15 protein-coding genes are annotated in these 12,860 nt (G+C 64.3%); 10 read left to right on the top strand and 5 right to left on the bottom strand.

Annotated elements, in window-relative coordinates; translation table 11 throughout:
* The first annotated feature begins 38 nt into the window (after positions 1–38).
* Positions 39–275, top strand: coding sequence for a hypothetical protein (locus tag QA645_RS16930; RefSeq protein WP_283051629.1), 237 nt, complete (start codon positions 39–41; stop codon positions 273–275).
* Positions 276–282: 7 nt separating this feature from the next.
* Here the strand turns inward: QA645_RS16930 and QA645_RS16925 are convergent, their stop codons facing one another.
* On the bottom strand, positions 283–492 hold the full coding sequence (locus QA645_RS16925) for a hypothetical protein (protein ID WP_283053675.1): 210 nt from the start codon (positions 490–492) through the stop codon (positions 283–285).
* Between the two features lie 61 nt (positions 493–553).
* On the opposite strand from QA645_RS16925, the gene QA645_RS16920 reads away from it, so the two are divergent.
* Entirely contained in the window at positions 554–946 is a 393-nt protein-coding gene (locus QA645_RS16920; protein ID WP_283051627.1) for a hypothetical protein, read from the top strand.
* A gap of 323 nt (positions 947–1,269) precedes the next feature.
* Positions 1,270–1,524 (top strand): hypothetical protein, encoded by a 255-nt coding sequence (locus QA645_RS16915; protein WP_283051625.1) that lies wholly within the window; start codon positions 1,270–1,272, stop codon positions 1,522–1,524.
* A gap of 249 nt (positions 1,525–1,773) precedes the next feature.
* On the opposite strand, the gene QA645_RS16910 is transcribed toward QA645_RS16915, so the two are convergent.
* From QA645_RS16910 to QA645_RS16895, 4 genes are all read right to left on the bottom strand, one after another.
* On the bottom strand, positions 1,774–2,016 hold the full coding sequence (locus tag QA645_RS16910; protein WP_254132290.1) for a hypothetical protein: 243 nt from the start codon (positions 2,014–2,016) through the stop codon (positions 1,774–1,776).
* Between the two features lie 273 nt (positions 2,017–2,289).
* Positions 2,290–2,997: an outer membrane protein gene (locus tag QA645_RS16905; RefSeq protein ID WP_254132291.1), complete on the bottom strand. Its 708-nt coding sequence runs from the start codon at positions 2,995–2,997 to the stop codon at positions 2,290–2,292.
* Between the two features lie 287 nt (positions 2,998–3,284).
* Positions 3,285–3,719 carry a hypothetical protein gene (locus QA645_RS16900; protein ID WP_283051621.1) on the bottom strand — a complete coding sequence of 145 codons (435 nt, stop codon included), beginning with the start codon at positions 3,717–3,719 and terminating at the stop codon, positions 3,285–3,287.
* A 332-nt stretch (positions 3,720–4,051) separates the two neighbouring features.
* A complete protein-coding gene (locus QA645_RS16895) occupies positions 4,052–4,468 on the bottom strand; it encodes a hypothetical protein (RefSeq protein WP_283051618.1) in 417 nt (138 codons plus the stop codon).
* Between the two features lie 249 nt (positions 4,469–4,717).
* Between QA645_RS16895 and QA645_RS16890 the strand changes: the two genes are divergently transcribed.
* The 7 genes from QA645_RS16890 (at position 4,718) to QA645_RS16860 (ending at position 12,847) form a co-directional block, all read left to right on the top strand.
* A complete protein-coding gene (locus QA645_RS16890) occupies positions 4,718–5,263 on the top strand; it encodes a tetratricopeptide repeat protein (RefSeq protein ID WP_254132294.1) in 546 nt (181 codons plus the stop codon).
* Between the two features lie 108 nt (positions 5,264–5,371).
* Positions 5,372–6,751, top strand: coding sequence for a serine hydrolase domain-containing protein (locus tag QA645_RS16885; RefSeq protein WP_283051616.1), 1,380 nt, complete (start codon positions 5,372–5,374; stop codon positions 6,749–6,751).
* A gap of 135 nt (positions 6,752–6,886) precedes the next feature.
* Positions 6,887–7,864 (top strand): BMP family protein, encoded by a 978-nt coding sequence (locus tag QA645_RS16880; RefSeq protein ID WP_254132296.1) that lies wholly within the window; start codon positions 6,887–6,889, stop codon positions 7,862–7,864.
* 54 nt (positions 7,865–7,918) lie between these two features.
* Positions 7,919–9,352, top strand: a complete 1,434-nt coding sequence (locus QA645_RS16875; RefSeq protein WP_283051615.1) for an amidase — start codon at positions 7,919–7,921, stop codon at positions 9,350–9,352.
* Entirely contained in the window at positions 9,349–10,857 is a 1,509-nt protein-coding gene (locus tag QA645_RS16870) for an ABC transporter ATP-binding protein (protein WP_254132298.1), read from the top strand. Before QA645_RS16875 ends, QA645_RS16870 begins: the two co-directional genes overlap by 4 nt.
* Positions 10,857–11,906 carry an ABC transporter permease gene (locus QA645_RS16865; RefSeq protein ID WP_283051612.1) on the top strand — a complete coding sequence of 350 codons (1,050 nt, stop codon included), beginning with the start codon at positions 10,857–10,859 and terminating at the stop codon, positions 11,904–11,906. Before QA645_RS16870 ends, QA645_RS16865 begins: the two co-directional genes overlap by 1 nt.
* The gene (locus QA645_RS16860; RefSeq protein ID WP_254194280.1) at positions 11,903–12,847 is read left to right on the top strand and encodes an ABC transporter permease; all 945 of its coding nucleotides are present in this window, start codon (positions 11,903–11,905) and stop codon (positions 12,845–12,847) included. The genes QA645_RS16865 and QA645_RS16860 overlap by 4 nt, the downstream gene beginning before the upstream one ends.
* Positions 12,848–12,860 lie beyond the last annotated feature (13 nt).

The raw sequence follows: 12,860 nt of genomic DNA, 5'->3' as shown, positions 1-12,860 counted from the left end.
TTCTCGCCCCCATGCGGATCAGAGAAGACAATCGAAACATGTTCCTGCTGACGACGGTCGCGCTGTGCTGCGCGGTTGTCGCCGGCGCGCTCGCGGTGCTCAAGCCCGCTCTTGCGGTGCTCGAGCCTACGCTTGCGGTGCTTCAGCCGGTGTATGGAGAGCCTCCCGCGAAGCAGGTCGCCGACAGCAGGTCGATCGATAGCTCGGGCCTATCCCAGGTCAGGGTGGTCGGCGGCGCCCCGTTCGTGCCCAACGTCAATCCGCGCCAGCGCTAGCTCGCGATCAGGTCGGAGAGGCCTCGTGGCCGTCCTCGGACCGGGCTTGGGCACGCACCAGATTCTCGACGAACGCGATCACCTCCGCCCGCTTGTCAGGTGGCAATGACAGAAAGGCGCGCACGAGCCGCAGGCCCTGCGCTTCCTCCGACTGGTCGGCCCCGGAATCCATCCATCCAATGTCGGGCGTCCGGGAAAAATATGCAATCCCCTGCATACAGCCTGCTTGATTCGGCGCCCCGGCTTTGGTGGAATAGCTCCAAACAGGGTGGTGGATCATGAAGTGGATCAGAGAGCGCGACGCGCTGATCGCGCAGACACTGGCCTTCGTCCAATCGGTTTCCGGCAAGAAGGACGACATCCGTCAGCCGGATACCGCTGCTGCTGCGCCGGTTCTGGCTGCGGAGATCGTCTCCGTCCAGACCGTGACTGTCGCGTTCGAGCCGCAGCCGGCCAATCCACCGCCGCTCGCCCCGCTGCCGCAGCCCCCGCCGGTCCCTTTGCCACCTCGCGCGGCAGGCGATTTCCGCAGCGAGATGCAGACCCGCATCGCCAATTTCAGAAAGCATCAGGAGCGCTTCGAGCGCGAGCGCGAGGAATATTGCGCGGCGACCCTGAGCAAGCTGCGCGCCGCCATCAGCGCTTCCGGCCCGCCGCCGGCCCAGAAGTAGGGCCGGCCCGGCTCCGACCAAGACGCTAGAGCCAGGACCTTACAGCCACGACCACACCAGCCAGAGATTGGCTGCGCAGGCGCCTAAAAGTGCCAGCGTCAGTGGCAGAAGCATGTGCCCGCAGCAGGTTTTCAGGTCGGTCGTCATGGCCGGAAACATCCGCTGATTCCGCCAAACGAGTCCCAATGTTTCTTTTTTTACGGATTCAGGACTCGTTAAGGACTCAAGCGCCCAGCTCCCTCACCCCCTCGATCACGGCCCCGTGATCGAGGCGGAACCTCCCATGGATGAAGTCGTTAACGCGCTTTCCGGGAGCGGGAAGCATGCCCTACGCCCTGTTCTGCAACGACAGCCAGATCAGCAAAGCCTATCCCGATGAGGCCGACGTCTGGAAGCTCGCGCAACGGAGCGGCCTGGTCGTGGACATCGGCACCGACGACGATCGGCACGGTCCGCGCCGGGTGCTCGACAATGACTATGAGATCAAATCGTGCCGGGCTGCCCAAGGCGAGGACCCCGCCAAGAACAAGGCGGACGCCGAGCGGGAATCCAGGATGGAGCTTCAGCTCAACTCGTGAGAGCCGAGGCCAGGGCTACCGCTTTTGAGGAAAGCGTGGCGGGACGTTCGCCTGTGGCCATCCTTCGAGACGCCCCCTCCGGCGGGCCCTCGGGATGAGGATGGCGTATGTGGCAGCAATCTCGCCAGCAAAAGCTGCCGTTCAGCCTCATCCTGGGGAGACCGCGGAGCGGTCGTCTCGAAGGACGAGGCGCTCGCGCAGGCCTTGCCAAGCTCACATGCGATAGCCTGCGGCCGATAGAAGGGAGCCTCAGGGCGTCGCTGTCGCCAGCGAGGCCTGCTCACCGGCCAGCGCCACGCAGGCCTTGCGGCGGTGCAGCCCGCGGATCGCGCCCGTCACCTTCAGCACTTTGCCCGACTGACAGGAGGCGTCCTTCACGAAGGCGACCTCGTAAGGTGCCAACATCAGAGGCTCGGATTTGAGGATTGTTTGGGCAGAGCACGGCAGGGCGACGAAGCACGAGACCACCACCACCGACGCCAAGATACGCATGTTCGTTGTCCCACCAGCCGGCAATTGAGTAATTAACGCTTTCCGGAGCGCGAGTTCCGTAAGTCGCAAAAATTATTTTTGCTTTACCCGATCCCCGTGACACGCGTGAGAAGGCGCGCGCCAGACTGTTTGCTTGCAAATGACGCGCCAGATGGTTCACGCAAGGCAAACAAGCGGTCGGCATGGGGTTGGCAGACGACATGGGGCTGGCAAACGAAAGGCCGGCGGGAAGCCGGCCTTTGTCGGATCGTGGTCGTGCTAGTGCGCGGCGGATTAGTAGCGCGAGGCCGCCGGACCGCCCCAGCCGAAGCGGTAGTTCACACCGACCTTGACGGTATGCTCGTCGTCCCGGCCGCGAACGCCGACGACGTCGGCCGGACCGGACGTGATCGTCGTGCTGCCGAAATTGTAATACTGGTATTCGGCCTTGGCCGACCAGTTCGGCGCGAACATGTATTCCAGGCCGGCGCCAACGGTATAGCCGTCCTTGCTGTTGCCGGTGGCGGTGAAGGTCTGCGGCACGCCGGCAATGTTCACGCCCAGCCCGCCGTTGCGCCAGGCGTAACCGCCCTTGGCGTAGAGCAGCGTCGGGCCCCAGGTGTAGCCGATGCGGCCGGTCACCGATCCGAGTTGGTCGGTGCCGGACGTCACCTGCGTGCCCAGCGGGAACGTGACGCCCTTGTTGTTGGTCGGCAGCCAGGAGTACTGCGCCTCGATACCCACCACCCAATTGGGCGCGAACTGGTAGTCGAAGCCGCCCTGCACGCCGCCCAGGAAGCGGGCGTCGCTGGACTGGAAGCTGCTGTCCCCGGCGAAGGCGCCGCCGACATGGCCGCCGATGTAGAAGCCGGTCCAGTTGTAGATCACCTGCGGCGGCGTATAGGCCGGAGCCTTGGTGTAGGTGCGCGGCTGCATATCCGCCGCGGCCGCCGGTGCGGCCAGCGCAAGCAGAGCTGCTGCACCGAGCAAAATGGTCTTCATGGTCATCCCCGTTCTTTCAGTTACGACACTCAGGAAACAACGTGGCGTGAATTGGGTTGCTTCGCGGCGATGCCGGAACGTTGATCGTTCGTGACTGTGACGGAGCGGCAACATCGCGCTTTTGTTCCATCACGTCGGCCTGCGCCGACAGATTTTGTCGTCCGCACAAGTCCAGCCGTAACGATTTGTCGCAAGGCAAAACCGATCCGTTCAAAGCTCGCCGAAATGTGATCCGGCGACCCCGGCGGTTGTTGTCCTAACACCGCGCGATGAAGACGGGCTTTGCGCTACCGCGTCATCTTTTCCAGTTCTGGAAAGGGTGCGTAAACCGCGCCTGCGCAGATCTCGTTGGCGCGATCGATGACGCGGTCGGCGCGGCCGTTGACGTAGACGACGGCGCGCTCACGCACCGTCCTATAGCTGCCGTCGGTCTCGCGCGGGGTGAAGTGCAGGCAGCTGATATAGAACTGCCGGCCACCAACCTCCCGCAGCACCGGATCGGCCATGCTGGCGTCGCGCACGCCGACTGGATTGTTGAGATAGGTGCGCATCAGGGCCAGCGCGTCGGTGCGAAAATTGTCGGGAAACGGCTGAGGGCCTCCGGCCTGGCTTCCCTCCATCAGGCTGGGACGGTCACCGTCGCCGCCGAAACATCCCGCGAGCGCCAGCGGCAATGCCAGGATCAGTGCCAGGCTCGCCGCACGTTTCGCCAATCGCCCCACAGTTCGCGCTCACCGCTCAATCGACCTGGAGCGTTCCAGCCCCATGGTTGCAATCATGCATGTCTAGAGGTGTTTTGCCCGACGAGTCAAACGGATTCGCAAAATCCGCAGATGCGTGTCCATCGGCTCGTTGCTGCCGTCTACTGTGCATGGGGTTGTTTTCGAGATTCCTGTTTGCGCGCTCGACGCGACGGAAATTCGTTGCGGCAAACGGCGCACCGGCCCGCCGCCAGCACCTCGCGCTTGCGCGCGGGGCGTGACGTGCGAGCCGGGCCTGAACTCCACACGCGGCGGCAGGGCAATCCAGGGATGCCGCCGCGCGGGATCAGTTTTTAGCTGCGCTTCTCGGTGGTCACCGGCTTGGTGACACTCGACTGCGTCTTCAGCGACTTCTTGGTCGACAGATGCTTGTGGTGATGGCGATGCGTCCGCACCGTCTTGTGCTCGTCCGGCGTGATCGCGGCATTGGCGTTCATCGCCTTGGTCTTGGTATCGACCTTGGCATCGGCCTTCACATCCGGCTTGGCGGTCGACTTGACGTCGGCGCTCTTGCCATCCGTCTTGACGCCCGTCTTGGCGTCGGCCTTCACGCCGGCGTCGGGTTTGGCGGCGGTGGTCGAGACCTTGCTCTGGGTCTGGTCCGCCTTGATCACCGGTGCAGCGGTCGTGGTCTTGCCGGCTTCAGCGGCGAAGGCCGGGGCTGCGATGACGGAGGCTGCGAGCAAGGCTGCGGAAATGGTCTTCAACATGGTGGTCTCCTCTTGGAAGGATCTTAGGCGGCGCCCTCTCGCCAACCCTTCGATCATGGGTCAGAGCCTAGGGGGAGCGCACTGAACCCTGTCTGAAGCCCTCTGCCAGCTTCCGTTCATCTGGATGACAAGTTTGTCATCTGAGGAAAGGCGAATAGACCGGGGGGCCGGGGAATGTTTTTGCGAACCGGGTGTTCCGGTATTCGGGCAATCGTGTAGGATCGCCACGTTCCATACGGGAGAACTTCAATGCGCAAACTCTCAATGCTAGTTGTGCCGGGACTCGTCGCCATGTCGCTGGCGGCCGCGCCGGTGCTGACCAGCGCCTATGCCGCGGGCAGCGACGAGCCCTCCTCGCCGCCAAAGTCGGACTCCTCGTCCACCAAGAAGGGCAAGAAGAAGAGCTCTTCCGTCAGCGATCCGAAATTCCTCGCGGCCTATCGCACCGCCTACACCACGATCTACGACAATCACGACTACACCGGCGCGATCGGCCAGTTGAAGTCGCTCAAGCGTGACGACGTCGCCGACGTCGCCAACCTGATCGGCTACTCCTATCGCAAGCTCGGCGACTACCAGTCGTCCAAGGTCTATTACGAGATCGCGTTGAAGGACGATCCGAACCACGTCCGCACCTGGCAGTATTACGGCCTCTGGCAGCTCGAGCAGGGTAACCGCGAACAGGCCCAGTATCATCTGAACAAGATCGCCATGCTCGCCGGCACCGACAGCTCCGAGTATCGCTCGCTGGCGGCCGCGCTCGACAAGCCGACCGGCGCGACGCTCGTCTACTAAAGGCATCGCATCTTCGCATCACGCGAACGGGCACAACCTGACGGTTGTGCCCGTTCTGCTTTCTCGGCTAGCTTCTCGCAACCAATCCCCTCGCAAACCGGTAGCGCAATGGACAAGTGGCTGCGATCCGCGATCGACTACATCAGCTCCTGGATCGAATTCCAGCAGACGACCTTCCAACAGCCCGGCGTCCTGGTCGCCTTCGTCCATCGCGGCGAGGTCGTCGCCGAGCATGCGTTCGGCCTTGCCGATCTCGACACCGGTGAGAAGCTCACCCCGCGCCACCGCTTCCGCATCGCCTCGCACTCGAAGAGCTTTACCTCGGCCGGCATCATGAAGCTGCGCGAGCAGCGCAAGCTCAGGCTCGACGATCCCGTCGGCCAATATGTCAGCGGCCTGCATCCGCGTGTGGCGGAGACCACGATTGCGCAGGTGCTGTCGCACAGCGCCGGGCTGACGCGCGATGGCGCCGATTCCGGCCAGTTCATCGACAGCCGTCCCTATCTCAACGCCAGGGAGCTACTCGCCGAGTTGAAGGGGCCGACCGCGATCGAGCCCGGCACGCGCTTCAAATATTCCAACCACGGCTTTGGCCTGATGGGCCTCGTCATCGAAGCCGTGACCAAGGAGCCCTACTCCGCCTGGATCAAGCGCGAGATCATCGAGCCTGCGGGCTTGCGCGAGACGGAGCCGAACGCGCCGCTTCCGAAGGGCGCGCTGTTTGCGCGCGGCCACACGCGCAAGCTGCCGTTCGGCGAGCGCTGCGTCATCCCGGGCGACAATCCGGCGCACGCGATGGCGTCCGCCGCGGGCTTCGTCGCCACCGCCGCGGACACCGCACGATTCTTCGCGCAGCTGGCTCCCAATGCCAGGAAGAGCGTCCTGTCGGTCGCGAGCCGACGCGAGATGACGCGGCATCAATGGCGCGTGCCGCAGAGCTTCGAGGCCTATTACGGCCTCGGCGTCAACGCCGGCAAGACTGACGGCTGGGATTGGTTCGGCCATGGCGGCGGCTTCCAGGGCTATATCTCGCGGACCTGCTCCATCCCCGGATGCGAACTCGCGATCAGCATCCTCAGCAACTCCATCGACGGCGCGGCTCCGTTCTGGATGGACGGTGCGATGCAGATCCTTCGCGTGTTCAAGACCCGCGGCGCACCCGACCGTCGCGTGCGCGACTGGACCGGCCGCTGGTGGACGATCTGGGGCGCGACCGACCTCGTGCCCGCCGGCAATCGCGTGCTCGTCGCCAATCCCCAGTTCAACAACCCGTTCATGGATGCCGCCGAGATCGAGGTCACCGGCCGCGACACCGGCAAGCTCGCCTGGGCGGCCGGCTATTCCAGCCATGGAGAGCCGGTGCGCCGCATCCGCGACAAGCGCGGCAAGGTCAGCGACGTCTGGCTTGGAGGAGCAAATCTCAAGCCTGCGAGCACCGTCGCGCGCGAGATCGCGCGTCGGTATCAGCCGCAGAAGAAGAAGCGATAGCAACCGCGCGTCGGAGCATAGACCGGCTACGCTCGGTCAGGGCACACGGCGCCCATTCTGTGGGCTTGACAAATTTTCCCCCGACTTCAACTCTCCCCGGAGATCGCAAGCGATTGTCGCGGATGGTGGAAGATCATGTTCTCAGTATCACGTCGCAGATTCCTGACGGGTTCAGCAGCAGGTGGCCTTGCCCTCGCAGCACCGCGCGCATTTGCCGCCGATAAACTCAAGGTCGCCGGCATCCACGCCTCGCCTGTCGAGAATGCCTGGAATTCACGACTGCACGAAGCGCTGCAATCCGCGGCCAAGGACGGCGTCATTGAGTATGTGTTTTCGGAAGGCGTGTCCGGCACCGACTATCCGCGTGCCATGCGCGAGTATGCCGAGCAGGGCCACAAGCTGATCGTCGGGGAATCCTATGCGGTCGAGGCTCAGGCGCGGCAATTGGCCGCCGACTATCCGCAAACCGCTTTCCTGATGGGATCGAGCGGCAAGCCGTCAGGAGACAATTTCGGCACCTTCGGCACATGGAATCATGAGGCTGCCTATCTCGCCGGCATGCTCGCCGCGCCTCTTTCCAAGAGCGGTACCTTCGGCACGGTCGGCGCAATCCCGATTCCGGAAGTCAACATCCTGATCAACGCGTTTCGATCGGGGGTGAAGGAGGTGCGGCCCGACGCCAAATTCCTGATCGGATTCATCGGTACTTTCTTCGATCCTCCCAAGGCGCGCGAATCCGGCCTCGCGCAGATCGACGCCGGCGCGGATATCCTGTTTGGCGAGCGCATCGGGACGGCCGACGCCGCCAAGGAGAAGAAGATCAAGTCAATCGGTTCACTGCTCGACTACACGCCGCGTTACCCGGACACGGTGTTCGCGAACGCAATGTGGTACTTCCGTCCCATTCTCGACGCGGCCATCGCTGATGCGAAAGCCGGCGCCAAGGCAGGCAAGGACTACTCCTCCTTCAGCTTCATGAAGGCGGGAGGCAACGACGTCGTGTTCAGCAAGAGCATGGTCGCTCCGGAATCGATTGCCGCAATGGAAGCCAAGCGGGACGCGATCAAATCCGGCAGCTTCACTGTCCCTGTCGACCCCAAAGAACCAACCTAGTTCCTTGAGGAGTTGACTGGCGCCGTTTCTCCCAGTCCTTCGGGGATGTGCATTGTGACAGACGCACGCGATCCGCAGGATGGTGTGACCCTTGGTGCAGCCGTTCGTGCTGGACGAACGACCAGCCGCGACGTCCTCGAAGCGGCCCTTGAGCGCGCAAGCGCCGTCAGCCGGTTGGGGGCGATCAGCCATCTCGCGGCCGACATAGGTCAGCAGCAGGCCGCATTGATCGACGCACGCCGTGGACCGTTCGCACAAGACGATCGAGGTCCTTTTTGCGGCGTCCCTTTCCTGATGAAGGACCTCGGTGCTGCGGCCAAGGGCCTTCCTGTCGTCTGCGGCTCGCGCGCGCTCAAGCCGGTGCCGGCCGACAGTGATGATGTCCTTGCACAGCGCTTCCGCAAATCCGGACTTGTTCCGTTCGGTCTCACCACCGTTCCGGAGTTCGGCCTGTCGCTGAGCAGCGAACCGGCCCTGGGGCCGATCGCACGCAATCCTCTCGATCCGTCTCGGACGCCCGGCGGATCGTCCGGAGGTGCCGCGGCCGCCGTCGCCGCGGGCGTGGTGGCGCTTGCGCACGCCACGGACGCCGGCGGATCGATTCGTGTTCCGGCGGCCTGTTGTGGTCTCGTCGGGCTGAAGCCAAGCCGTGGTGCCGTCCCTGGGGGACCGAGCTTCCAGAACCACCTCGGCGGTCTCGCCTCCGAGTTCGTCGTCAGCCGCTCGCTCCGCGACACGGCCGTCGCCCTCGACTGCTGTAGCGGATCGGCTGGCGGACCCTGCCCCGATCCCGACCTTGGCAAGCCGCTCGCCGATCGCCTCGACATTCCGCCCAGCGGCCTGCGGATCGGGCTCTGCTCCGACGTCAGCGAAGGCGCGCCGATCCAGCCGAGCTATCGCGAGGCCGTGCATCACGCGGGCTCCGTGCTGGCCGCCGCCGGCCATCAGGTCACCGATATCGGTCCCGAAATTCTCAATCCTCTCGCCCGCAACGCCGCTCTGGTTTTTGACAGGGTCATCTCAGTCAATCTGGCGCGAACACTTGGTGACGTCTCCGCCGTGGAGCCGCTGACCGCCGCCGTCGTGCAGCGTGGGCTTGCCATCACCGCGCGCGAACTTCAGGATGCCGAGCTCACCGGCGTCCGTGTCGCGCACACCCTCTGGCGGCTTTTCGATGAGTTCGACGTGATCATCACGCCTATGCTGAGCGGGCCGCCGCCATCGATCGGATCCTTTCCCATGGACCACGGCGATGTCGATCTGCACTGGCGGCGCATGTCGGATTTCGCGCCCTACGCCATGATCTCAAATGTGGGCGGCACGCCGGCGCTGTCGATCCCGCACGGGATCGACGACCGGGGCCTTCCGCTGTCCGTGCAACTGATCGGTCCCATGGCGGCCGATGGCCTGCTGCTGCGCCTTGCGCGCCAGCTGCAAAAGGCGGTGCCGTGGCATTTCGCCGCGCCAATCGCCGGATTGCCGCGATGAACGAGACCGTCCTGAGCCTGGAGGGGATCACCAAGCGGTTCGGTTCTCTCATCGCGAACGACGACGTCACTCTGAATTTGCGGCGCGGCGAATTGCTGGCTCTGCTTGGCGAGAATGGCGCCGGCAAGACGACCTTGATGAACATCCTGTTCGGTCACTACGCAGCGGATGCAGGTCGCGTCGTCGCTTTCGGCCGCGAGCTGCCGCCCGGGCGCCCTCGTGCGGCGATCGACGCCGGGATCGGCATGGTCCATCAGCATTTTGCGCTCGCGGCAAACCTGACCGTCCTGGAGAACATCGTCGCAGGAACGGAGAACATCGGTCGGCTTCGTGGCCGCTGGCGAGAGGCGCGCGCCAAGCTCACGGAGATTGCCCGGCGCTTCGGCCTTGCGATCGACCCTGATGCGCGGGTCGGCGACCTCTCGGTCGGCGAGCGGCAGCGGGTGGAGATTCTCAAGGCACTCTATCGCGACGCCCGCATCCTGATCCTCGACGAACCCACCGCCGTCTTGACGCCGCAGGAAGCCGAGAAGCTATTCGATACGCTGCGTGTCATGGCTGCGAACGGCCTTTCGCTCATCTTCATTTCGCACAAGCTGCATGAAATCCTTGCTGCCGCAGATCGGATCGTGGTGTTGCGCGCCGGCAAGGTCACGGCCGAACGGATCACGGCCAACACCAACAAGAACGAACTTGCCGAACTGATGGTGGGGCGGCCCGTCACGCGGCCCGCCCGGGAGCCACAACAACCGGGCGCGCTGGTCATGCGGGCCGCAAATGTCTCTGTCGCGGGCTTCAAGCCGCTTTCGGATATTTCCTTCGAATTGCGCGCGGGCGAGACGCTCGGCATCATCGGCGTCTCCGGCAACGGACAGTCGACGCTCGGTCGGCTTCTCGGAGGCCTCGTCAAGCCGACGGCGGGCCGTTTCGAGCTTCTTGGAGCAACCGTTGCAGAGCCGACGCCTGCCTCGTTCGTTGCATCAGGTGTTGGCCGCATTCCCGAGGACCGCAATGTCGATGGCACGGTCAGCGACATGACGCTGTGGGAAAATTCCGTGCTGGAGCGGATCGGCGAGCAGCGCTTTTCGGCCTTTGGCCTGGTTCGTCGATCAGGTGCGCGCGCCTTCGCGAAAGCCATCATCGAGCGGTTCGATGTCCGCGGCGGTGTGCCCGACACACCGATCCGCCTGCTGTCCGGCGGCAACATGCAGAAGCTCATTCTCGGGCGAAACCTTCTGACCTCGCCGCGTATTCTGATTGCGGCCCAGCCGACCCGCGGGCTCGACGAAGGCGCGGTCGCTGCGGTCCACGCCGAGATCCTCGCGGCGCGTCGCGCCGGCGCCGGGGTCCTTCTCATCTCGGAGGATCTCGACGAAATCCTGCAACTGGCGGATCGGGTCCAGGCGATCGCAAACGGTCGTCTCTCGCCGTCGATCCCGATTGAAGATGCAGAGCCGCGCCGGCTCGGCCTGATGATGGCGGGCGCCTGGAGCGAGATGGCTTGATGCGGCTCGATCGACGCGCCCATGTTCCTGTGACGCTCGCCGTTGCGGCCCCGTTCGGCGCCGTTCTGGTCGCGCTGTTGCTCGCCGGCATTCTGATTGCGATGAGCGGCGCTCCGGTCCTGGAGGCCTATCGACGCATCCTGACCAGCGCGTTCGGCTCCAAATCGTCGATCACCGAAACGCTCACGCGGGCGACACCGTTGATCCTCACCGGCCTCGCGGTGGCGGTCGCCTTCCGGACGCGTCTGTGGAATATCGGTGCCGAAGGCCAATTCTATTCCGGAGCGCTGGTCGCCGCGATGCTGGGCTCGCAGCACGGGCTACAACTCCCGGGCCCGGCACTGATTCCGGTCCTGATGGTCGCGGGAGCCGCGGCCGGCGCGCTATTGATGCTCGCCCCGCTCGGGCTGCGACTGCGTTTCGGCGTCGACGAAGTGGTCACGACGCTGCTGTTGAATTTCATCACGATCCTGACGGTGTCGATGATGATCGACGGCCCGCTGAAGGACCCCATGGCTTTCGGCTGGCCCCAGTCGGTCCCGATCGTTGGCGACGCCTTTCTTCCCAAGCTCGTTTCGCGCTCCAGGCTGCATATTGGATTTCTCATCGCGATCGGCCTCGCCGTCCTGATCTGGTTCGTCCAGGAGCGGACTGTGTTCGGCCTCAAGACTCGCGCCGCAGGCCTCAACCCCGCAGCGACCAACTTCGCTGGTATCAAGGTCAATCGTCTGCTGGTGCAGGCTGCTTGCGTCTCTGGCGGCCTCGCCGGCCTTGCCGGTGCGATCGAGGTCCTTGGCGTGAAGGGGTATGTGACGACCGACCTGTCGCCCGGTTTTGGCTACACCGGTATCATCGTTGCGATGCTCGCGAGCCTGAATCCGATCGGCGTCGTCGTCACGGCCATTTTCGTTGCGACAATATTCGTCGGATCGGACGGCATGAGCCGCGGGCTCGGCGTGCCGAGTTTCATTGCCGATGTCATCGTGGCTCTGTCGCTGCTGGCCGTGCTGGTGGCGCTGGTGCTCACCAATTACAGGATCCGCCGTTGACCGCCGCGCTGGACCTTTTCGCATCTGCCGGGCTCTGGGCGGCCATGCTTCGCATCGCAACGCCGCTCATCTTCGGCACGCTCGGCGCGCTGCTCTGCGAGCGGTCGGGCGTTCTCAACCTCGGCATCGAGGGTATCATGACGTTCGGCGCCATGATCGGCTGGCTGACCGTCTATCATGGCGGCGATCTCTGGCTCGGTCTGCTCGCCGCGGCGCTCGCTGGGGCAGCGTTCGGTCTGCTGCATGCACTCCTCACCGTCCCGCTCGGTGTCTCGCAACATGTCGCCGGCCTCGGCATCACGCTGTTCGCCTCGAGCCTTGCCTATTTCATCTTCCGCCTCGCGATCCCCGTATCGGGTTCGCCGCCGACAATCGTGCCGTTCCAGGTCCTCCAGATCCCGCTGCTCTCGAACCTTCCGTTTCTCGGCGAAGCGCTGTTCCACCAGACCGCTCCCACCTACATCGCGATCCTGCTCGCTCTGTTGCTCGGTTACGTGCTGAGCGCGACGCCATTGGGGCTAGCCATCAGGATCGTGGGCGAGAACCCGCATGCAGCCGAGGCCCAGGGGCTGGATCCGATCGCCATCAGGGTCGGCGCGATCGCCTTCGGCAGCGCCCTCATGGGCCTGGGCGGCGCGTTTCTCACCCTGTCGGCCTTCAACAGCTTCTTCCCGACCATGGTGCAGGGACGGGGCTGGGTCTGCATCGCGCTCGTCGTCTTCGCATCATGGCGCCCGACACGGGCGCTTCTCGGCGCGCTGCTCTTTGCACTGTTCGATGCCTATCAGCTTCGCCTCCAGCATATCGTTGGCAAGGCGGTGCCGTATCAGCTTTTCCTGATGCTGCCCTATGTGATGTCCATCGTCGCCTTGCTCGTGATGGCGCGGCGTGCGCGGGTCCCGCAAGCGCTGATGCAACCGTTCCGGCGCGGCGAACGCTAGGATTCCCTCGGCG

This window comes from Bradyrhizobium sp. CIAT3101 (assembly GCF_029714945.1).
GTDB lineage: Bacteria > Pseudomonadota > Alphaproteobacteria > Rhizobiales > Xanthobacteraceae > Bradyrhizobium.
This window is presented reverse-complemented; position numbering and strand designations above follow the sequence as displayed.